General features: G+C 55.8%; 12 protein-coding genes and 3 pseudogenes. 5 read left to right on the top strand and 10 right to left on the bottom strand.

Annotated features, from left to right (window positions below; all coding sequences use genetic code 11):
* Nucleotides 1-89: 89 nt before the first annotated feature.
* Nucleotides 90-932 carry a thiol:disulfide interchange protein DsbG gene (gene dsbG, locus VSR72_RS12555; RefSeq protein ID WP_342952680.1) on the bottom strand — a complete coding sequence of 281 codons (843 nt, stop codon included), beginning with the start codon at nt 930-932 and terminating at the stop codon, nt 90-92.
* Entirely contained in the window at nt 929-2,839 is a 1,911-nt protein-coding gene (gene dsbD, locus VSR72_RS12550; protein WP_342952679.1) for a protein-disulfide reductase DsbD, read from the bottom strand. Before dsbD ends, dsbG begins: the two co-directional genes overlap by 4 nt.
* A gap of 750 nt (nt 2,840-3,589) precedes the next feature.
* On the opposite strand from dsbD, the pseudogene VSR72_RS12545 reads away from it, so the two are divergent.
* The 4 genes and pseudogenes from VSR72_RS12545 to VSR72_RS12530 all read left to right on the top strand — a co-directional run.
* Nucleotides 3,590-4,034: pseudogene (locus VSR72_RS12545) on the top strand (ABC transporter substrate-binding protein); the annotation flags it as partial.
* A 680-nt stretch (nt 4,035-4,714) separates the two neighbouring features.
* Nucleotides 4,715-4,843: pseudogene (locus VSR72_RS12540) on the top strand (integrase core domain-containing protein); the annotation flags it as partial.
* A 1,367-nt stretch (nt 4,844-6,210) separates the two neighbouring features.
* A complete protein-coding gene (locus VSR72_RS12535; protein ID WP_342952678.1) occupies nt 6,211-6,423 on the top strand; it encodes a DUF3311 domain-containing protein in 213 nt (70 codons plus the stop codon).
* A complete protein-coding gene (locus VSR72_RS12530) occupies nt 6,420-7,916 on the top strand; it encodes a sodium:solute symporter (RefSeq protein ID WP_342952677.1) in 1,497 nt (498 codons plus the stop codon). The genes VSR72_RS12535 and VSR72_RS12530 overlap by 4 nt, the downstream gene beginning before the upstream one ends.
* A 270-nt stretch (nt 7,917-8,186) precedes the next feature.
* Here VSR72_RS12530 and VSR72_RS12525 read toward each other — a convergent pair.
* The 7 genes and pseudogenes from VSR72_RS12525 to VSR72_RS12495 form a co-directional block, all read right to left on the bottom strand.
* Nucleotides 8,187-9,135, bottom strand: a pseudogene (locus VSR72_RS12525) (GTP-binding protein); the annotation flags it as partial.
* A 172-nt stretch (nt 9,136-9,307) separates the two neighbouring features.
* Nucleotides 9,308-10,876 carry a methyl-accepting chemotaxis protein gene (locus VSR72_RS12520; protein ID WP_342952676.1) on the bottom strand — a complete coding sequence of 523 codons (1,569 nt, stop codon included), beginning with the start codon at nt 10,874-10,876 and terminating at the stop codon, nt 9,308-9,310.
* Nucleotides 10,877-11,329: 453 nt separating this feature from the next.
* Entirely contained in the window at nt 11,330-13,651 is a 2,322-nt protein-coding gene (locus VSR72_RS12515; RefSeq protein ID WP_342952675.1) for a molybdopterin-dependent oxidoreductase, read from the bottom strand.
* A 484-nt stretch (nt 13,652-14,135) separates the two neighbouring features.
* The gene (locus VSR72_RS12510; RefSeq protein WP_342952674.1) at nt 14,136-15,434 is read right to left on the bottom strand and encodes an amino acid permease; all 1,299 of its coding nucleotides are present in this window, start codon (nt 15,432-15,434) and stop codon (nt 14,136-14,138) included.
* A gap of 809 nt (nt 15,435-16,243) precedes the next feature.
* A complete protein-coding gene (locus tag VSR72_RS12505; RefSeq protein WP_342952673.1) occupies nt 16,244-16,909 on the bottom strand; it encodes a cupin domain-containing protein in 666 nt (221 codons plus the stop codon).
* Nucleotides 16,910-17,122: 213 nt separating this feature from the next.
* A complete protein-coding gene (locus VSR72_RS12500) occupies nt 17,123-17,896 on the bottom strand; it encodes an SDR family oxidoreductase (protein WP_342952672.1) in 774 nt (257 codons plus the stop codon).
* Between the two features lie 556 nt (nt 17,897-18,452).
* Nucleotides 18,453-19,634 (bottom strand): MFS transporter, encoded by a 1,182-nt coding sequence (locus VSR72_RS12495; protein ID WP_342952732.1) that lies wholly within the window; start codon nt 19,632-19,634, stop codon nt 18,453-18,455.
* A gap of 466 nt (nt 19,635-20,100) precedes the next feature.
* Here VSR72_RS12495 and gcvA point away from each other — a divergent pair, with 466 nt between their 5' ends.
* On the top strand, nt 20,101-21,015 hold the full coding sequence (gene gcvA / locus VSR72_RS12490; RefSeq protein ID WP_342952731.1) for a transcriptional regulator GcvA: 915 nt from the start codon (nt 20,101-20,103) through the stop codon (nt 21,013-21,015).
* A 171-nt stretch (nt 21,016-21,186) separates the two neighbouring features.
* Here the strand turns inward: gcvA and VSR72_RS12485 are convergent, their stop codons facing one another.
* Nucleotides 21,187-22,425: a cytochrome c gene (locus VSR72_RS12485; protein WP_342952730.1), complete on the bottom strand. Its 1,239-nt coding sequence runs from the start codon at nt 22,423-22,425 to the stop codon at nt 21,187-21,189.
* Between the last annotated feature and the right edge of the window lie 11 nt (nt 22,426-22,436).

Genomic DNA, 22,436 nt, shown 5'->3' with positions numbered 1-22,436 from the left:
CGCGCCGGTCGGCGCACACGAGGCGTTCTGTCAGCGCCTCGTGCGACCGGACCAGCCCCATTTAAATGCCAAGCAGTCGGTCTAAAAAATTACTGGGGGCCAAGAATCGAAGCCAAGTCCGGCGGTTCGCCGAGGGTCGACTTCAGCGCACCGTCGCTGTCCTTCCAGTAGAGTGCAGGCGTCGCGTCAGCACCAAGGTCGGACATGAGTTGCTGATTCTCGTTCAACTCCGCCTTGGTTTTCTCGTCCACGCTTGTTAGCGGAGCTATGCCACTATCGTTGAGCGACTTCATGTGACCCGGTCCGCTAGTTCGATTCACCTCAAACTGGACTACCTGATGATCATGAAATGCCTGCTCTGGATTCTTTGACGAAAGTAACGCGGCCGCCTTTCCGTAACTTGTCGGCGTCAGAATTCCGACTATGATGTTGCGGATCTGAACTTTCCCCGACTTCACCCACGGCTGCGTGTCGCTCCAGAGCCGGCTGCAATATGGACAGTTCGGGTCTGTGAAAACGTACATGATTCGCTGCGCTTTCGGATTTCCTTCACCAATCCAATGACTCTTCTCGAGCTGGCTCCAGACCCCTCCGCTCAACTGATTGCCTACGACCTTTAGCAACGCGCCCTTGGTTACGTCATGTCCCTGCGCATCGAAAAGCGTACCAGCCAAAAAGTACTTCCCGTCGTTTGTGCTGTAGAAAGCCAAAGGCTGCTGCCCTTTGTACGCGGCCCAGCCGTTCATGCCTGCTGGCGCGGGCGTTATACGTCCCACAATTTTGACCCCAGCCGAATCGGCGAGCTTCTGAAGACCTGTGGGAACTGCCGCTTGATCTTCAGCCGCAGCAAACCGGCTGACTATTGCCGCCGAACCTAGCACTATGAGTGCGGTCGCACCCGCGGCAAACGGGATGGACTTAAGAATATTCATTTTCTACCACCTTTGTTGAGTAAGTCGCCTACATCGCCCGTTTTCACTCGCGATGCGCTTCCCGACTGAGTTCTTACCGCGTCTGCAAGTGACGCCAAAAATTGGTCAGTGCTAATTTCACCAACCAGTCGGTCATTCCTCGACTCTGTTCCATCGTGGGAAAAGAATAAAATCGTTGGCGGACCAATGACGTTGAACGTTGAGAGCAATTCTCTCGACATTGCATTTGATTTCGTCACGTCTGCACGAATCACCGTTACATCACGAATTGCGCGTTCAGCACGTGGGTCGGCAAACACTGTCCGTTCGATTGTCTTGCAAGTCGTACACCAGTCCGCAGAGTAGTCGACCATTGCGATGCGACCGACACGCTGTGATTCCGACAGCGCGTCCTCCAGACCCTTCAGACTGTCTACCGTCTTGAAATCGAGAGGATCTGCGCTGTGAGCAACGGTGTTAGTCGCGGCAGAAGCCGCAAATATGGAGAGCGGTTGAACGAGATTCGTCGCACCTGCCAGTGCGCCAATCAGTGCGGCACCGCCCCAAAGACCACAAACCGCGACTCCGCTCCTGCAAAGAACTCCGAGGCGACCACCAAGTGGCAGAAAACGCAACAAGGAAGCGGCGATGACGATCAACCATGCTCCCCATGCGGACAACGTAAGTTGAGGGGGTAACACTCGGTCCATCATTTCAATGGCCGTCGCCAGCAGCGCAAATCCGATGATTCGATTGACGCGATTCGACCATGCACCCGGTCGCGGCATGAATCGAGTTCCCACTGTACCAATAATGAGGAACGGCACGCCGAGACCAACACCAAGTGTCAAAAGAACCAGTGCTCCCCAGACGCGGCTACCTGTCTGGGCTATGTATAGGAGCGTGCCCGCCAGCGGAGCTGTCATGCAGGGCCCAACCAGCAATGCCGACAAGACTCCGCTGATGGCCGCGCCTACTGCAGTTCCCGGTCGAGTGCTTCCTGACTTGGATGACAATTTCTCGCGGACTATGGCAGGGAGTTGAAGCGTATAGACGTCAAACATGGCGAGCGCCAAGCCAACGAGTGTCGCTCCGAACAGCGCGTTGACCCACCATTGCTGCAGGAGAATTTGGACATTTCGACCGGCAATTGCGGCAACCACGCCCACCACAGCATACATTGTCGCCATCGCCAATACGTAGATAAGCGAGAGCACGAAGCCTCGACCGCGCGACGCCTTTGCCCCGACAACGACCGCAGTTGCGATCGGAAGCATTGGCAGCATGCAAGGTGTGAACGCGAGAGCGACGCCCAACAGAAAGAATACGGTCAATGTTACGGCCGGGCCGAGATGACGAAGCGCATCGTTGACCGAAGAGTCCGATGCATTCATCGTCGAGTGCAAGGCGGATAGCAAGCTTTCGGCGCCGCTCAGAGATGGTGATGGTGCCGAATCGGCGATCTCGTATCGCGCCTCAGGCGCGCCGTCTGCGACACTTTCTCGGCGGTAGGTTGTCGCATCGAGTTCCCGAGTCTGCTGCGGGAAGCATACGCCAGCTTCTGCGCAGCCCTGCCAAGTCAGGCGCACTCGGCTCCCTACCGCGTCAGCAACCTTGGCGTCGACGGAACCATGATAGATCTCAACCGTGCCAAAGTTCGGGTCAACTTTCTCGATGCCCGGTGGTGACTCAATCAGCAACGGCTTTCCGTCGTCTGTTTCGGCCGTTATGCGTTGCCTGTAAAGGTAGTATCCCGGCGCAATCGTGAAGTGGAGCGCTACGACGTCGTGAGTCTTATCTACTGCAGATTCCAGCTTAAATGCACTATCAGGTGAAAGCAGCGCATCTTGGTCGACAGCGTGCGCGACACCTGGAAGGGTCATGGCGCTAGTGACCTGAATGATCGAAAGAAACTTGCGGAATTTCACGGAGGAATTCTTGATGATCGCAGTCAGTGGATGAAACAAATCGCTCAATTCGTGAGCGGCGCCCGCGTCTACTTGCGACGATGAACAAGTGCGCGCGAGTGGATGACATAGCCGGTTCTCACACCCGCCGAGTCGCTTCTGGCGAGCGCGTCGTGGAATCCTATGTAGCGGACTGTGGCTTTCAATGGTGACGGTGATCGCTTCAATAAGCGCTGCCTCCTGCGCCGCCAGTGTCCAGACCGGTCGGCCGTGTGTCCGACGGGTGCTCTTCGAACGACGTTTACGGTCTAACGAAGTCGCGCAACACTCAATGACCAGTCTGCATAACCATAGTTAAGTTGCCACTAGAAGCGAATGCCAGCGCTCAATCACCCCTGTAGTCAAATCATCACCGCCGTACGGTTGGGGTCACACTGGTTAAGTGTGTCAAGCGAAACTCTCGCTCGCAACCGATAAATTCTTTACGATGTGCAAAGAAAATCTTCTCCACGGGCAGTTCCAAACAGTATCGCCCTTGCAAGCCGCCCGTGACCCACTCTCGCATGGAAGCCTGCGAGAACCTATTGCAACGCCAGCCAGCCCAAGAGCTTGTCTGAGAAAGCGGCACGCATTCCGCGTGCCGGGTCCCGCTGGCAAATCGTCGGCGTTCAAGGCCGCCCCTACTTCCTCGGTAGATGACCCGTGTGTCCCCACCGGTCGTATATGTGGGAGGCCAAGCGCCGGGCGGTCTATGGAAGTGCGCGAACATTTGCGTTCACAGGCGGTGACACCCAAGCCGCAGCTTTCGTACAGCAGGCGCAGAAGCTTGGCTTGAAGGTCAAGTTCATCGCCGGTGATGAAGCATGTACCCCGCAGTTCATCAAGCTGGCCGGTGCCTCGATGAACAACGACATCTATTGCACCCTGGCAGGCGTACCGCCCGCAAAGATGCCGCAAGGGCCCGAGTTCTTCTCAGCAGCGCTTTGGCGTGCCCGTACAGTTGTACGCGCCATACGCCTACGACGCGGTCCTCGCAACGGCTGACGCCATGCAGGCTGCTGGATCGAAAGATCCGAAGGTGTACCTACCGAAGCTGCGTGCTTCAAAGCTAGCCGGGGTGACGGGCGTGATCCAGTTTGACGAGCATGGCGATATCCGCAACGGTGCAATCACGGTTCGCCAGTTTGACCAGGGTACTTGGGTCGACAAGTCGGTGGCTGTGGAGAGAGGGCTATCGGGTTCCGCGCCGATATGGACGCGCTGCTCATTGCTGAGCAGGACTCCGGTTGCGAATATGCGTCGCAGACCGTCGGGAGAATGCATGCATGCGGGCACGACGGGCATGTCGATCGTTCTCGGTGCCGCTCGACTGCTCGCTGAACGACGCAACTTCAACGGTACGGTCCGATTTCTCTTCAAGCGTCCCGAGGAACACGGTCGCGGCGCAATGGCAATGATGGCCGATGGACGTTCGAGCGCTTCCCCGTAGACGCAATCTTCGCGTGCACAGTAGCCCTGGCATGCGCAGGAACATTCGCTACACGCAAAGGTTGCATCATGACCTGCGAAGACACATCGTGATTCGCATCAGAGGACGCGGCACCCACGCCGCGCGCCCACACACGAATTTTCAGACAGTCAATTCCTGCTCGGAATTCATCATCGACAACATCCCGAACGTCATCCCGTCGAACGCCACTATCAATGGCAATACGCTGAGTTATTCGAGAGACGTACAGGCGATGCCTGAGACCTAAATGTGCAAGGTATGTGAAGGAGAATGCCATACCTACGGCGGAAAGCATGTTCGAGTACACACTTCAATTCGCGCAGACAGTTAACTCAGAGGCTTTCGCGGATATGGTGGTGAGGGTGGCTCGAAATGTGGCAGGTGCTAGCCAGCAAAGTAACGGTATGGCCGAGCGCTTCGTAAAAACCATGAAGCACGATTACGCCGCCTTCATGCCGAAGCCGGACGTGGCGACTGTTTCACGCAATCTGGCCATCGCGTTCGAGCACTACAACGTTCGCGAGTTCCGGCGCTCGAGGGATTCAGCAACCTTAGTGTGACGCTGCGTCCGGAATTGCGGGGTCGACTCCCCAGACTTCTCGCGGTGGAAATTAGTACCCGATGATTCCGTATCGACTCACGGGGCACTTCGTGCCGACTCACTAAAAGGACGCGAAAGCGATCTTTGTCCATAGACGGAGGCACTGATGAAAAGCCGTCAACATTGCTACGCAACGCGACGTGTATAATCAGGGTTATTACTTACTCGCTTACCCCTAATACCATGCATATTGCTTCGTCACTGAACCGCCCCCAAACCGGCTGGCTTGCTTGGCTCGGCGCTAATCTCGCTAATGCTTGGGAAGTACATCTGCACATTTGTCAGATCAAATCGGAATCCAAGAGCCGCTTGTTTTGATCTCTGGTTGTTAGCTGGCTCTGATAACACGGATTGGCTCGGAAGCCTGCACGCCACACTCTTGCGGCGCAAAGCGCCAACGGCAAAAGCGCCATAGTGATCGTCAATCTGAGTAGACGAACTCACACAGTAGGTCACTGCGACGCAACTGCCTAGACCGCCCGGAGGTAAGCGCTCCTCTCGCTCGCGCGTCTAAGGATTCATTACATCTCTTCCCCCGTCAGTCCGGGGAAATGCCGCGCGCGCATAGGACTCTTCGGCCTCGAACTCCACACGCCACCGCTCCAGAACTGTTTCACCGAAACGAGCACAAAGTGGCGATGCAACTTACGCGTCGTTCCACGCTGCGGCCCCATCGACGAAGTGATAGTCGTGTGAGCGCGCAAAATCGCCGTCTGATGGTGTTTGAGACGCGCGATTTCATCCATCGGCATCAGTTTTTTGCCCCAGTCACTCCCAGTGCAGTGTCTGGTCGAGACGAGCAAACCCAGCACATCGTAGAGAAGGCTCGAGGAGCGCAAGAGCCCCACCTCGCGAGCTCCTCGAGCAACTTCATCATACAGCGGAAATCGGGTCAGTGACCTCGTACCACAGATTCCGCACATCTACTGTACGCACCAATGCGTGATGACCAATTCCGATTTCCGCCCTCGTCAGTTCGCTAGCGTCATCTAGCAAATATCAACATCAATTGCCTCATTAAAAGATTTTCTACGTCACTTAAATAGAAAATCTCCGTTGCGCCATATTATGCCGGCGTCATGATTGCATCCCATGTAAAGAAGCGATTTATAACCGAAATCTCACCTCTCGACTCTGTCATTCTACGTAAAACTACGTAGAACATGTGGGAATTTGTCAGATTGTGATCGTAACTTTGCATCAAAGAAAACCCTGACGAAATAAATAGCAAGCAAGAAATTTTCCCGCTTTTTAAACATAAAAGGATAAGAGGCAATACAGATGAATAACAACTCCCATCCGGACACCACCCGAGCCACTCGCGGTTGGCACTGGGTTGTCCTGCTGGTTCCCTATGCCGCGCTGTTGTGGTTGCCGTTCTACAACGAGAGCCGACCTTCGTTCGCAGGATTTCCATTCTTCTACTGGTATCAGTTGCTCTGGATTCCACTTACGTCCTTGTTGCTATACATCGTCTACCGGGGAACCAAATGAGCTCGTTGAACCCAATCAACCCAATCGCGATGGGCGTCTTCATAGCTTTCTTCGCACTCGTCACGGTCATTGGCTTTCTTGCTGCGCGCTGGAAGAGTGGCGACCTAAGCCAACTGCACGAATGGGGCCTCGGCGGCAGGCAGTTCGGCACCGTCATCTCGTGGTTCCTTGTGGGCGGTGACTTCTACACAGCGTACACGGTGATTGCAGTGCCAGCGCTCGTCTATTCGGTCGGCGCTTACGGATTCTTCGCGCTGCCCTACACGATCATCGTCTATCCATTCGTCTTCGCCGTAATGCCGAGGCTCTGGAAAGTAGCGCATGCGAAAGGGCATATCACTGCTGCTGACTACGTCCAAGGCGAGTTCGGCGGGAAATGGCTACCAGCTGCGATCGCGCTAACTGGAATCGTCGCCACTATGCCCTATATCGCGCTTCAGCTGATCGGGATGCAGGTCGTTATCAAGGGACTCGGGGTAACCGGTGAACTGCCGCTGATCGTCGCATTCCTTATTCTTGCGCTCTATACGTACACCAGTGGCCTTCGAGCGCCAGCGATGATTGCATTCGTGAAAGACATCATGATCTACATCGTCGTAATCGCCGCGGTATGCTTGATCCCGTTGAAGCTCGGCGGTTACGGACACGTGTTCGACATGGCAGACGCGCATTTCAAGGCAAAAGGAGGCGAAACCGGCATCCTTCTAAAGCCGTCTCAGTTCACCGCTTACGCATCACTGGCACTTGGATCAGCGCTTGCGGCGTTCATGTATCCACACACTATGACCGGTGTGCTGTCGTCCGCGTCGGCCGACACAGTGAAAAAGAACGCCATCTTCCTCCCGGCATACACATTACTGCTTGGGCTCATTGCGCTACTGGGTTATATGGCAATTGCTGCGGGTATCCAAGTCAAATCTGCTAGCGACGTCGTGCCGGCATTGTTTGGGACCTTGTTCCCTTCTTGGTTCTTGGGCTTCGCCGCGGCAGCAATCGCGATCAGCGCACTCGTTCCCGCCGCGATCATGTCGATCGGGGCAGCAAATCTATTCACGCGCAATCTCTGGCGACCGCTCGCGTCACCCAACATGTCCGCGACCAGCGAAGCATCAACCGCGAAGATCGTGTCACTTGTGGTGAAGTTTGGAGCGCTGCTTTTCATCGTCGCCCTTCCGACGAAATTCGCGATTGATCTCCAACTACTTGGCGGTGTTTGGATCTTGCAGATTTTCCCGGCGGTCGTGTTCTCGCTATTTACGCGTAGGCTCAGTTCGACCGGTGTAATGTGCGGCTGGTTCGTCGGCATTTCACTAGGCACAGCTCTCGCAGCAGTCCAAGGGCTGAAGCCTGTCTACACCTTGCACGTCGGTGATTCAACGTGGCCAATATACATCGGTCTGATTGCATTTGTTGCAAACGTCGCAATCACTTTCGTCGTTTCAATGATGACGCCGAGCCGCCAGACTATGGTCACAAGTCAAGCGAATGCATAAACATTAGGCAACGTCCGTCGACATAAAATCAGGGGCGTCTCGGACGCCCCTGTTCACTTCTTTCGACGATATACACTTTCCACTCCGACTTACGCTGCAGATGTTGGGTCCGATCAGAATTCCACGACGTCGGGTCCCAGTTAAGTCGCTACCGCGCGCGCATCGCCTTCACGGCGCCGCTGCTATCCCACCTCGGCAAGAGCTTGCGACGATCGCCTTTCTCTCCAGTCTGCCGGGCTTGTTTAGCAAGCAGGCGCACACTGCGCTATGTTAGACGCCTCTCACGGTTCCTCGTTTAGCACCGGCACGCGCTGCACGCGGCTCTGGGAACGGATCCGCGTAGGCAATCCATTGCCGCGGCACTTCGGCCATTTCCGCGTCGGAAAGCAAGCAAGCGTCAAGCCGATTACGCATCGTCGCCTCGTCCATTTCAACACCAATCAACACGAGTTCCTGACGGGCGTCACCAACGTCCGCGTCGCAGCTTTCGTCGATGGACGCCGGTGATTCCGCATCGGTCGGCCAATGGGCCCGTGGCACGGCTGCCCACCAAAGGCCAGCAGTACCATGTCAGCCGACAGGTCCGGCTCGTGACCAGGAGCCGACGTGCATCGGCCGGCTAGCGAGCCAAAGGAGCCCTTCGAACGAACCACGCCCGACCGACCACCGCTGATAAGACTCCCAAACGCTGCGGGTGCATTAGCCGACGAGAACGCCAGACAAAGCTCCGAACTCCGTACTCTTCGGTCTCTGGCGTATGCTCGCCCCGCAACTCCTTGAGCCATCCAGGAGCCATCGCTGCCTCCTCGAAATCGAACAGCGTCATATCCAGCGCGCGATCGAGCGAGACTCGACCGAACTTCGAAAGCTCGATCCGCGCTAGTGTCACCAAGCGATTCGTCACGAGAATGGAGGCTGTCTGCGAACTGTAGTCACGTAGAATATTGAACACATCGACGACCGTCACCATCGTGCCAAGCCTGGCGACGTCAGACAAGCTCTATCACTCTTCTTCCGCAAAAGTGAAGGCCTCTGTTGCGTGAAGCGGCTCCGGGATCCTGGTAGATTCAGTCACCAACTGATCGAAACGCACTTCCTTCGCGAGACAATTTACCTCAACCAGAAGATCGTCGTGCAAGGTGCCGCAGATACAACCATTGCTCACGTCCATTAGTTTTTCGTCGGTTCTCGATAGCTGAGCGCCACCGTCGCGAACCAGAAGGGGTCGTCGGGCCAACTGCGCCGAGAAAGGCGCGCAAGGAAAATCCATGGGACTGGAAATAGACAAGCATCTGGCACAAAACACAATTGCGCCCAGCTTGCGAGTCAAGAGCAAAGAATCGATGGCCAGCGGCGGCGCAGTCGCAACGGCTAGATTCGCGCGAGACGAACTATCTCCCGGCGGCAGAGGTGCTCGATCTGTCTAGCCTGAACTGCGCTGCAGTATTAGCAAGCATTCGCGCCTGATCCTCAAGGGAGCCAGCGGCCGCCGCAGCTTCCTCGACCAACGCCGCATTCTGCTGCGTAGCGATATCCATGTTGCTCACCGCGATGCTCACTTGGCTTAGGCCGTGGCTCTGCTCTCGAGTGGCAGATGCAATTTCCCCCATGATCACGTTCGTTCGCGTGACGGCATCGATCAACTCACTCATAGTGGTGCCCGCCTCGCCAACCAACTTCGCGCCATCCTCGATTTGCGAGGAGGAACCTGCAATCAATTCACGAATTTCCTTCGCTGCCGACGAGGATCGTTGTGCAAGTGTACGCACCTCACCCGCCACCACAGCAAACCCTCGTCCTTGATCGCCCGCCCGAGCTGCTTCCACCGCGGCATTGAGCGCAAGAATGTTGGTCTGGAAAGCAATCCCCTCGATGATTGACGTGATTTCAGCAACCGCCGTAGAGCTCTCGCTAATCTCACCCATAGTTTTAACAACGCGCGTGACAACGTCATGCCCGCGTTGGGCAATTTGCGACGCCGAAGTCGAGAGTTGACTAGCTCGCTCCACATTCTCAGCGTTTTGTTTCACCGTGCTTGACAACTGCTCGGTACTCGTCGCCGTCTCCTGCAGCGACGCGGCCTGTGACTCCGTCCGCGCCGACAAGTCCGCATTACCCGCTGCGATCTGCCGCGTCGCAGAGGCAATGGCTGTGCTGCCTTCTGTTAGCGACCGTACCGTGCGGCGCAGATTCGACTGCATCGCGGCGAGACCGCCAAGCATCCGCCCCATCTCGTCTCGCGAATGCGCCTCGATGGTGCAGCTCAAGTCCCCCTTTGCGATCTGCCCGAAATGCTCGATCGCGTCATTTACCGGGACCAAAATCGCCTTACGCAGGAAGTACCAACTTCCGATGGCCCCGAATAGTCCTGAAAAAATCGCCGCGACGCTGCTCACAAGCAGAATTTGGTAGTGGTGCTCAGTCGTTTCATATTGTTGTTTCGATTGTTCGAACTGATATGTCTTCAGCTTGTTAGCGGCCTCCTGCATGCGCGTGTAGAACTCTCCGACGCTGACCATAAGCTTAAGGATTTCATCACGATCGGCGCGCTGTGTGGCGTCGCGAAAGCGCTGCAATTCCGCCTGCGTTTCATCGAGTTCTTTAGTTACGTCGGCCGCGAGCCGATCCTCCTCAGCATCGCGAGGCAAGGAAAGGTATGTGTTCCATGCGGTCCTGGCCACCGCTTTCACCTCCGTATCCTTACCGTACATCTTGGACGCGTCAGACGAGCCCGGATTGATTGCAGCGCGATCAAGGGATGTTCGCTGGCGACCAACCATAATGGTCATTTCACCTACCGCAATCGACTTCGGAAGCTGTTCCGAGTATGTACGACGGTTAGCGTTGTTGCTCGCAATCATCCCAGCGACTCCAAGTCCGCCGACGATTACCAAAAGGACACTAAGAAACAACATCGCCGCAAGAAGGCGGCCGTTGATAGACATACGGTTGGTTAGCATCGTGAAATCGCTTACAGTTGTGACAGGGAGTTCCTAGCGCGCTGCACAAATAGCAAACACAGCCATGAATATGCTTTATCGGCACGGGAAATTCCAAACTTTATGTCTATTTGTAAATACGATATTTACTCCGGAAATAAATATCCATCGAGATCTTTTCTCTCGATATATGAAAAAAAATAGCAATTGACCGACGGAGGTTTGCTCCATCCAATTTAAATTCTTTAGAAATCTCGCTTTATCGACTCAAGCGCAGACCCCAATTGTCAAATTTTGACGCCAGAGCGTCCTAGCGGACCGTCTTATCAACAGTATTTTTCGGCGAGGTCCGTTTCATGGGTCAGCTATGTGCGATAGCTGACCCATCCCCGTGCGCCCGTGATCTATAGCCTTGGCTGCCTATGTGATGTGAAATGCCCATAAAACGGCCGACTGCTGTCTTCCAGGCGACCCTCACGCTATGGCCAATCTATCAGGTGCCACATTCTCGTCCTGACCAGCAATCTCACGATCCCTTTTCTCCCCACCGCCACGATAAGGCTCGACTTTAACCAGGCAGGTGTGTGCCGCACACCCCTGGCCAAAGCTGGAGCTTCCCTTATCGAGCGTTAGCACGTTCGGGTTTCCGGAGCGATCCAACGGGTTCTCAGAATCGTCCTCCGGGTCATACCAAGCTCCGGTGGGTAGCACGACGACACGCTGGCGAATATCGCCGACAATCTTCGCGCTCGCGAGACACTGTCCGCGATCATTCCAAAGGCGGACCGTCTGGCCGTTCTCGACACCTAACCGAAGCGCGTCGTTCGGATGCATCGAAACTTGCTCGAGACCATCACGCTTCGTAGCCTGGCTTACGGGCGCATCGTCCAGTTGACTGTGAAGCTTGCCGACAGGCTGCCTTGATATCAAATGCATCTGCGTCGAATCGGCACTCCCCAACCATTCGGCCGGTTCAACCCACGCCGGATGTGGAGGGCAGTCGTCGTACCCACGCTGCTCGAGGACGTCGCTCCATAGGACAATACGCCCGGTGCTCGTTGACAATGGATGTGCTTCTGGGTCTTTTCGAAAAGAACCAAGATATGTGAAGTCCTTCCTGCTCGGAACCTCCACTACACCGCGCTCCCAAAATTCTTCGAACTCCGGAAGCAAATGGTCGAATCGGTCCCAAGCGTCTTTGCGCGATATCTGATACAGATGTCTAATCCACTGCATCTCGTCGCGCCCTTCACTGAACGCCCTCTCCACACCAAGCAGATCTGCAATTCCTCGCATGATGTCGTAGTCGCTTCGCGCTTGCCCGACGGGCGCAATTGCCTGATGCATTGCCACCAGATGATCCGAACGACGACTCCCGGCGATATCGTTGCGCTCTATTGACGTACTGGCAGGAAGCACAATATCGGCTCGACGCGCAGTCGCAGTCCACATCGGATCCTGCACAATGATTGTCTCCGGACGCGTCCATGCACGGCGCAGCCGGTTCAGATCCTGATGGTGATGGAAAGGATTGCCGCCTGCCCAATAGACAAGGCGCGTATCCGGATAGACGTGCGTTCGCCCTTCATACGTGAACGTCGTTTCCGGATTGAGAAGAAGATCCGCAATTCGAGCGCACGGTATGAAGTCGCTGATCGCCTTCGATCCCTGCGAAAACGCCGGCGAACTCGACAATGCGACGGGCATCCCAACGCCACCCAGAGACCCGTAACCGTACCCCACGCCCGTGCCAGGCAGGCCGATTTGACCAATGACGGCAGCAAGTCCCAGAGCGGCCCAATACGGTTGCTCCCCATGATCAGCGCGCTGGAGGCTCCAACTGACCGTCAGCATGGAACGAGTCTCAACAAGTTGCGTTGCAAGACTGCGCAAACGATCCGGGTCAAGATCCGCAATTGCCGCGGCCCATGATGCGTTCTTCGGTGTGCCGTCTGCATTTCCTGCCACGTAATCAAGAAAACGATCTGCACCGCTGCAGTACGTTGCGAGGAACTCGCTGTCGTGGAGGCCCGCCGCAACAATTTCGCCCGCCAAACCAAGCATCACTGCGGTATCGGCATTCGGTCGAATCGGCCACCACTCGGCCGGCACCCATTCCGGAAGGTCGTCTCTCAGAGGCGAAATCAAAACGAAGCGAACACCTCGCTCGACCATCGCGCGCAAGTGCCCTTCTAGCTGATGGCGCGCAATTCCGCCTGCCTCGCTCTGCGCCGTACGTGGTGACAATGCACCAAAGACGACCACCGTCTGCGCATGAGCAGCAACAGCGTCCAGTGTCGTGGCCCCGCCGCTGCATGCTTCCGAGTCGCCAAGAGTATGGCGCAAGATAACAGGGCCGGCCGCCGTGCTATATGTGTCAACGTGCCCTGTATAGCCGCCTACCAGATTCAGGAGACGCTTAAGCTGGGACGACGCATGATGAAATCGCCCACAACTCGTCCAGCCGTATGATCCGGCGAAGATCGAACGATTCCCGAACGTCGCCCGAACGCGACTTATCTCTTCGGCGACAAGACGCTGTGCCGTCTCCCAAGAGACCGGAACGAACTTGTCGCCTGGACTACGGTCACTCGCTCCGCGATTCTTCAGCCAACGTTCGCGCACCATGGGCTGTTGAATGCGGTATTTCGAATCGGCCCAGTACTTCACCGATTTGATAATCGGCGACGGGGCAGGATCCCCCGCGAAAGGCTCTACGTCGATTACACGCCCGTCGTCGACGATGAGCGAGTATGCCCCCCAATGACTGCAATGACTAAAGCGTTGCAATGCCACGACCACATTCTCCTAGATCACCACATGTACCGACAAACCGAGCCAACAACGACGAGCCTTATAGGGTGCCCTGCAACGAAGCTCGGAGCGGTATCCGACGGCTTCATTGACAGACACGCCTGCGGTACCTCGCAACCTAGGCCAGCATGACAGCGAAAACGCATCGAACGCACACCCCGTCGACGCGGAGTCCCACGCCGAGCAGTCTGCGTCAACGGAGTGGAGCACACAAGCGAGATGATCTATGCCTGCCGAATAGAAATTGTTTGTCATGGCATCTTCGCTCACTGCGCCTCACAAGCCCTTCGTGCGGCGTTCAGACACAAAAACTACACTCTTCGTCGAAGCTTCGGCGATGGGCCTCAAATGAAGGATAGAAATTCGAATACTATTTGCGAGAGAAAACGGGAATGCTGTCGTCGAATAGACATCGACGTTTTCAGCATTCCCGCCACCGCTCTCACAACTTGATCGACACTATTTATCAGTGTTCGAGAAGCTTGAAGAGGGGGGTACTCATCAGCATGATTCCGACGAATGCGACAAACACAACACTGGCCGACCGGAATTTCTTCAGAGCCGGCACACGCCATACCAGGTATGAAGGGACGATGCAAGACACCAGACCAAACGTGGGCGAAGTCCATTGGAGCAACGCCATCGACGAGATATTCGCCCAAACCCAGCAGGTCAGAATCACCGTGGACGCCGCAGCGATGGCGAACGGCAGAACTTTCTCAAAGCGCGGTCCACGTGTCATGAAGCGATCCAGGATGTTCGCCACCATACCCTTCATGGCGTCGTGGAAACCCAGGTAGGCGCCAAGGAAAGCCGTCAGGATCGCAACGATATTGAGGATGGTCGCGAGGATCTTGACTGTATCTCCAGGAATCACACGCGCAGACAACGCCAGCGCCGAGATATTTTGCGACACGGCATACTTGGCATCCGCCGCGCTAGTCGCAAACAGGAATGAAAATGCGAAGAACAGTACGCTCGCGATGAGGATGAAATACGCGACCTTGCTTGCGCGCAAGGCACGATACGTGGCGATCGCCGGGTTGGACTCCAATTTTCTGAATGCCACGTTCATGGGGTTCAGGATTTGGATATATACAATCGAGAACACCGCAAACGGCAACGAAACCAGAACATCCCGGACGAACGACAGCGCGCCACTCGACGTCACGAAGCTCACGTTCTTCAAGCTCCAGTACGGGATCATCGACAGGCCGAGGAACACAACGATCGAGAGCTTGGTAACAATGAGTGGGCCAGACACCTTGAAAAGCAGTCTCTCTCCGCGCGCCCCAATCGCGACCATAACCGCAATGACGCAAAGCGGAAACCAGTATGTTGCGGCCAGCGACGCGTGGGTGACGTTAAATACCTGAAGATAGGACGAACTGTCGTGGGTAATTGTCGTCGAATAAACGAGCATCGCCTTCGTCAGCGTAATAAAATACACAACGCTAAGGGCAATACCCCAGTTCGGACCAAGGTACTCGGTAATAATTCCCGTGTAATCCTTGCACTGACCGCTTTCAGATAGCGACTTTATATAAAGATTCGATAGATAGTGGACTGCCGGATATGCAATTGCCAAAGCGGCGATTGAAACCCAAAATCCTTTGACCCCCATTTGCAGGGGCATGAATACAACTCCGGATCCGATTGCCATGCCGATACAGAGAACGACCCAGCCGGCGTCGTACGATGTAAACGGAACACGCTGCACAGAACCTTCACTCAACGGCAGGCTGCCGCCACTAACATTTGCCATGTCTCCACCACTCTCATGTAATGGATTTGCGATATCTCGCGATACATGCGACCTCGCGATCTCCTATGGGGGCGCTCCTGTCGTTGCAAGGAGAACGCGTAACACCACACGCGATTCGCTTTTTCGACAGACGGACTTCGTCAACCCATTGGAATTAGCTTAAGGTGGCAAGAATTCTCTCGCAACGGTAGTTGCCCGAAATATTTTTGAATTGTGGTGTATGGATTTGTGACGCCTTGGAAAAAGTGACCAATTCCGATCGAACTCTTATTGATTTTGGTGTTCCGACTGATTCTCCTTCTAGACCCGATGCGTTCGCCGCGCACTTCAACTTGAATCCAGTCTCAAGGAAGCCAGTCTTCCGTGAGCCACCGCCAACCGAACTCCCGTGTGCGCCGAAGACGCTTTCCACACCGCGATACATCTGGCCTGACTCGCAGATTCTTCGTTTCTGCGTTCAATCGTTTCAGGCGCGCGAGTCGCACGGACTCGCGGTTGAATCTTTGGGCTCTCGCCAGAAAATGGCCACCAGAAAAACGCTGAGACGCAACTTCGCGAGCACGGTGAATGCTCATGTCCACCGTACGACGGGAACGAAAGAAGCAGAGACGTGATGGAAATTCGCTTGATGTGCACAAGGGTGGTCCGTGCGGAGTGGCAATGGTGGTCCGCGTCGCCGAGGCGCGATTTGAGCAGGTCGCCGAGATCGGCATAGACGCGGCTCACAATGAACGAGGTCGAAACAGCTGGGAGCGTTAGGGCTCACTAATTTTAATCTCGCGCAATGATTCCTACACCTTCGTTCTAGCCTATGCGCCTACCGCTGCGCTCAAGTGACCAGTCTTCAGATAGTAGGTGACGCCGCTAGACCCTGCTACGATCGCTGAAGAGCTACCTCCTGGGAGGCGGATCCAACTTCCGCGCGAGTATGACTCGGCGCCATCGATCACCTCGCCATCCACGACTAACACCTCGGCTCCGTCAATCGAATCGCCAAACAGACGTGCCCCCGGCAGCAGACGCTGAAGGCAAACCCGTTCGTCTTCGCTCGAGAACAGCATGCAGATCTCACGATCGCCTTCACGCTGCCAGCGCTGTGGATCTCGCGTGTCGACGCGAACGCGATGCGTGTCTTCAACCGACATCTGCCACAGCTTAACGAAAATTGTCGCGCCTTCGTTGCTTGCTGTCTGATGGCTTGAGCCCGGTGGGTTACGCAGATACCACCCTGCCGGATAGTGTTTGTCGCCCTCGGAAAACGTCCCGCACAACACTAGGATCTCCTCACCACCCGGGTGCACATGGTGAGGAAAGCTGGACCCGGCCGCATACCGCACGATACTCGTAGCACGCGCCTTCTCGGCTCCAATACGATCGAGCATCACGCGCTCAACACCGAGCTGGGGTGAAGCGATCCACTGGTATTGTTCGCGCGCCACAACGGCGCGCCGGGAAAAATCGGAATTAATCAGCATGATTATTATTCAAATCGCCAACGAGCAATCAGCAGACGAAGCCCTAAGCGGAACATCACGGCGGAGCTGAGAGTTCTGTATGTTTGGAAGCGCCTCACACTGCCAACTCACTACATGACGAGAACGTGCCCTCGATCGCAAGTCCATTTAGCACCGCGCTGCTCGCCCCCCCTCAAGATTAACCAGGGAGCTGAGCAGCAAACTTCCAGCGCCTTAGTTGCGGCCTGCCATGACGCCACCATCCACATCCCATACTGCGCCCGTAACCCAGCTTGCCTTTTCCGACAGCAGGAACGTCACCGTTTCCGCTACATCTTGCGGAGTACCAACGCGACCAATGGGGTGGAAGCTGTTGAAGCCCTGGAGTGCACCGTGCACTTCAGCCTTCGGGATAAAGCCTTCGTAAATCGGTGTAGATACAACTGCCGGCGAGACCGCGTTGACGCGAATGTGCTTGGAGGCAAGCTCCATCGCAAGATGTTGCGTTAGTGAGTGCAAGCCCGCCTTCGCCATCGAGTATGCGGACGACGGCGTTGCTGCAATCGCCTGCTTCGCCCACATCGAACCAATGTTGACGATTGAACCGGATCGATTGGCGCTCACCATGTTCGCAGCGACCTTTTGCGTGATGAAGAAGAACGCCTTGTTCAATTTCATGTACTGGTCGTAGTCCGCCTCCTGGTGCTCAAGGAACGGCTTCGGGAAAAATACGCCTGCTGCGTTAACGAGCAGATCGACGTCTTTGTGATTTTCATCGATCGTCTTCAGAAGCGCAGCCAGTCCCGCCTCGCTGGAGAGATCCGCGATCAACGCCGTCACGTCCCCGTACGCGCTCAGCTCCTTTTGCGCTTGCTCGGCTTTCTCGGCGCGATTCCCAACGACCACAGCACGGCCACCCGATGCCATAACCATCCGTGCCGTTTCAAAGCCCATACCGCTGGTACCACCAATGACCAGCAACTTCTTACCGTTGAACTCGTTACTCATGTTGATATCCTTTCTGACAAGCCACAGGGTTAAGACCAACAGCTACCAAACGGTGCGACACATCGCTTTCCAGTGACCCGTGATGAGACGGCGGACACCACCGCTAAAGGCGCGTACCTAGTAGGTTAACTATCCTTATTCGGGGGCCGGCTTACTGTACCTTCATTGCAAGTACAGCTACAAGGCACCTGAATCTGTGCCAATTATTGTCCCCTTCCGGCCCACAGACAAACGAGATTAAATGTACCAAGCTAAAAGAAAATCTATGCCGCAAGTCGAGGTCGATCCGAGCCCCGCCAGCGCCATGCCATCCAACGAATGCGGCCCGACCGTCATAGGAAATTTATGCGCCAAAGTTCTCCCAAGCATCTCCAGCTGCAAGAAATGGCCAACTCTGGTGGCTGACTCATCAGCGATAGAGCGCCGACAAAAGACAAAAGTCGGACCGCGTACCTGATAGCAGGAACAAGCGTCCGACTTATCAGCAATTCTCAACCGCGAAGCTCGGAGATTGCCTGGATATTGAACAACCGCGAATTACACGCCCAAAGTCGCGTTAGCGATGTTGCACTGCCCCGACCCTCCCCCACAACAACCAGACCAAAGCGAGTGCAGAGACGATGATTGGGGGAAGCATTAGCGACGTAACAGTTGCCCACCCGAAGCTCATGAGAAGGCTTCCGGAGACGAACGAGCCGATCACCATCGCGCCAAAGACAACGAAATCGTTAATCGACTGAACGCGTGGGGCCTCTTCAGGAGTGTGACTCGCGAGCACCATCGCGGACGCCCCGAGAAAGCCGAAGTTCCAACCGAGGCCGAGCAATACGAGCGCCACCCAAAAATGATGCGCGGTTACTCCGCTAAACCCTGCTATGGCGGCCAGCGCCGTCAGAGCCAGCCCCGAGAGGACGACCGCGAACGCTCCGAATCGCTCAATCAGCCGCCCCGTGAAAAAGCTCGGCGCATACATCGCGATCACATGCATCTCGATGCCATAGTTCGCATAGAGGCGCGAAATACCGCACAGTTCCATCGCCAACGGCGCCGACGTCATCATGAAGTTCATCGTCATGTAACTTACGACGCCGCACACCATTGCTATCAACAACTGAGGTTGACGGAGAATTTCCTTCGCTGAGCGCCCACCACGAGTGCTTTCACCCGCGACTTCCCGCTGGAACTTGACGCCACGCAGAACAATTGCCGACAAGACAGCGACACCAGCGGCAGCCGCGTAGGTGACCGCGTAGGCATGAGGCGACCACAGGTTCATAGTCGATGACACCAGTTGCGGTCCGACCACCCCGGCCGCGACCCCCCCTGCCATCACCATCGACAGCGCACGCGGTTTCTCCGTGGGTGAAACACACTCAGCTGCTGCAAATCGAAACGTCAGCACGACTGCGGCATACGCTCCTCCGAACAGCATTGCTATGCAATACAGCGCGAATGAATGAACTACAAGCGCTGCACACGCAAGCAGCCCGACCAGCACGCCGCAGATGTTACCTGTTCGAAAAGCCGCTTGCCGCCCGTAACGGCGCGTCAATGAACCAACTGGCAGAGTGGATAACGCCATCCCAACAACGAAAAGCGAAATGGGAAGCGTTGCCAGCTCAGGTCGTGGCGACAACATATTGCCAATGATCGCGCCGGTCGCGTAAACGACTGTGGAATTGGCACCAGAAAGTGCTTGCGCAAAAGCCAGACGAGCGACTGACGGATTGAATTTCATAAATGTGAAGTGCTTAAACTCAATATGCCGGCGTACGCAGTGCGCCGTGACGAACACGGCCATTGTCTATACTGCGTAGCTATGCCTCTTTGCTCTTCCCTCGCTCATACGATCGAGCGCTTGTCACCAGAAACATGAAGGCCGCCGTATGCGTCGATGACTATCGCGTCAACTGCACGGGCTGCGAGTTCGAAAACTGCGCCTAACCCGCACGGATGACAACAAATCTGGTCAATCGGCGGATGCTGGTCCCTGGAAAAGCTGGCTCACAACAAACGGGACCAAACCACTACCCAGCGCAGTGTCAACTAGTCCAACGGAACGTGGACTGTGAAGTCTTTACCTCATACAAAGCAAAACTACCCGTGATGCGTCCACCCAGAACCCCTTCTGATTCATTGTTGCTTGTTTCCGCATAGCGGGCAAACGAGATATTATGTCTCTAACTGAAAGAAAAACTTATTCGATGAAAGCTCCCCTACACATCAACGCGTTGCGGGCATTCGAAGCCAGCGCTCGTCACCAGAGCTTTTCGGCAGCAGCAGCGGAGCTTCATGTCACCCCTGCAGCTGTCGGCCAACTCGTTCGAACCCTTGAAGAGTGGTTGGGCATTCCGTTATTCCATAGAACGACGAGCGGTCGAGCGCGCTTGGTTCCAACCGAAGCGGCGGAGCGCGCCCTACCCGACATCAGGGCCGGCTTCGAGCGTCTGACGCTCGGCGTAGAACGACTTCGGGAAGGTGCGGCCACCGGAATGCTTACCGTAGCCGTGAGCCCAGCTTTTGCAGCCAAGTGGCTGCTCCCGCGAATTCATCGTTTCCAGGATGCTTGTCCCGACACAGACGTCAGACTCGATACGTCCCTCAAACCCGTTGATTTTGTCGCGCAGCGAATCGACATCGGAGTTCGATATGGTGCTGGCAGCTGGCCCGATCTCACCGCAGACAAATTAATGGAGGAAGAGGCCTATCCCGTCTGCTCTCCGGAGTTATTGGCACGTCCCGGCCGGTTGCAGACGCCCGCAGATCTGCGTCGCGAAACGCTCATTCATGACCTGTCCATGGAAGGGCATCCAGGATTTCCCACGTGGTCTGCATGGATGCGCAAGGTCGGCCTTGAGGACATAACGGCGAACATTCGAGGAATGAGCATCAATAATTCGGCGGCTGTACTTCAAGCCGCAGCAGAAGGACGCGGTGTCGCTCTCGCCCGCGGAGTTATGGCGAAAGACGATCTGGCGGCCGGTCGACTCATACGCTTATTCCCGGATATCTCATTTACATCGGACCTGGCTTACTACATTGTCTACCGCCCCGAAATGGCGTCAGTCGCGAGGCTCGCTACATTTCGTGAATGGCTATTTAAAGAAGCGTCCTCATAAGCTGAGCAGCGACTCCCGAAACAAAATGGATGAGCCGATAAAAAGTGCATTTCCTTGATACAGACATTAAGGATCCGCTCCAATTGCTTCGAGCATTTTCCCCGTTATGTTTTTCGGTGTTTGCCGCCAGCGAGACGCGCTGCTCTTTGCAGCGGCGCCTCGCTTAGCTCATCAATTGTTCTCCGGTCTTGCAGGCTGAGAGCCTAAGCCAGCAGCTTTGCGTCCTTTCGCCACCTGTTCGGCCGTTACCGCTGGCGCGTGATTGCCCCAACTCGAGCGAACAAACGTTAGAACGTCTGCAACATCGCGGTCCGTCAGCCGGTCGGAAAAGCCCGGCATCGCATAGTGGGTTGGCGCAGATTTCGTTGACGGCATTTCGCCACCTTGCAGCACAATGCGAATGAGCGAGCTGGGGTCTTCCGTATTGACAACGCTCGCCAGTGCCAGCGTGGGGAACGTACTGTCGTATCCCGATCCTGCCGTACGGTGGCAAGCCGCACAGTTGTCCACGAAACTAAGCGCACCATTACCGTGATCCGTTCCCGCGCGAAGCGCTGTAGCCGCCGTAGCGTTCGCGGAAAGCGTGGTGTTTGACGTGACGACTGGCGCAAGTGTCTTGAGATAGGCGGCTATTGCACTCAGATCAGCGTCGCTCAGGTGCTGGGTACTATCACTTACGACCTCCGTCATCCCTGCGAATGCAGCGGCATGGGCCGACCGGCCGCTCTTCAGGAAAGCGACGATATCGGATTCGCTCCAGTTACCCAGCCCGTCCTTCTTGTCGCCTCGAAGGTTCTTTGCCAAATAGCCGTCAATGACACCACCCGACAAGAATTGCTTTCCGTCGTCGGTTAGTGCCTTCTCCTGAAGCCCGGCACCGCGCGGCGTATGACAAGCGCCACAGTGCTCAAGACCTTCGACAAGATAACGGCCCCGTGCGACCTGGGCAGACGAAATCGGTGCCTCTTCGTTCGTCACTTCAGGCGCGAAAGCGAGGCGCCAAAACCGCAGCGGCCAACGCATCGACAGCGGCCAAGGAATATCCGGCGCCTTGTTCACCTGCGAAACCGGTGCGACGCCATTCATGAAGTAGGCGTAGAGCGCCTTGACGTCCGATGGGCTTACTCTCGCATACGACACGTAGGGCATGGCGGGGTATAGGCTCGAGCCATCCCGACCGATACCATGACGCACCGCCTTGTCGAAATCTTCAAAGGTATATTCGCCAATACCCGTCTCTTTTTCCGGCGTGATGTTCGTCGAATAGATCTTCCCAATTGGTGAGTCGATCGGGAAGCCACCCGCAAAGGGCTTACCAGCTTTCGCTGTATGGCAGGCAATGCAGTCCGCGGCGGCGGCGAGGTACCGCCCCCTCTCGATCAACGCCTTGTCAGCGACACTGCCGGCCATCGCGCTGCGCG

It is taken from the genome of Paraburkholderia sp. JHI869, from assembly GCF_038900775.1.
In the GTDB taxonomy this organism is placed as follows: domain Bacteria; phylum Pseudomonadota; class Gammaproteobacteria; order Burkholderiales; family Burkholderiaceae; genus Paraburkholderia.
Note: the sequence above shows the minus strand (reverse complement) of the source record. Positions and strands in the feature narration are given on the sequence as shown.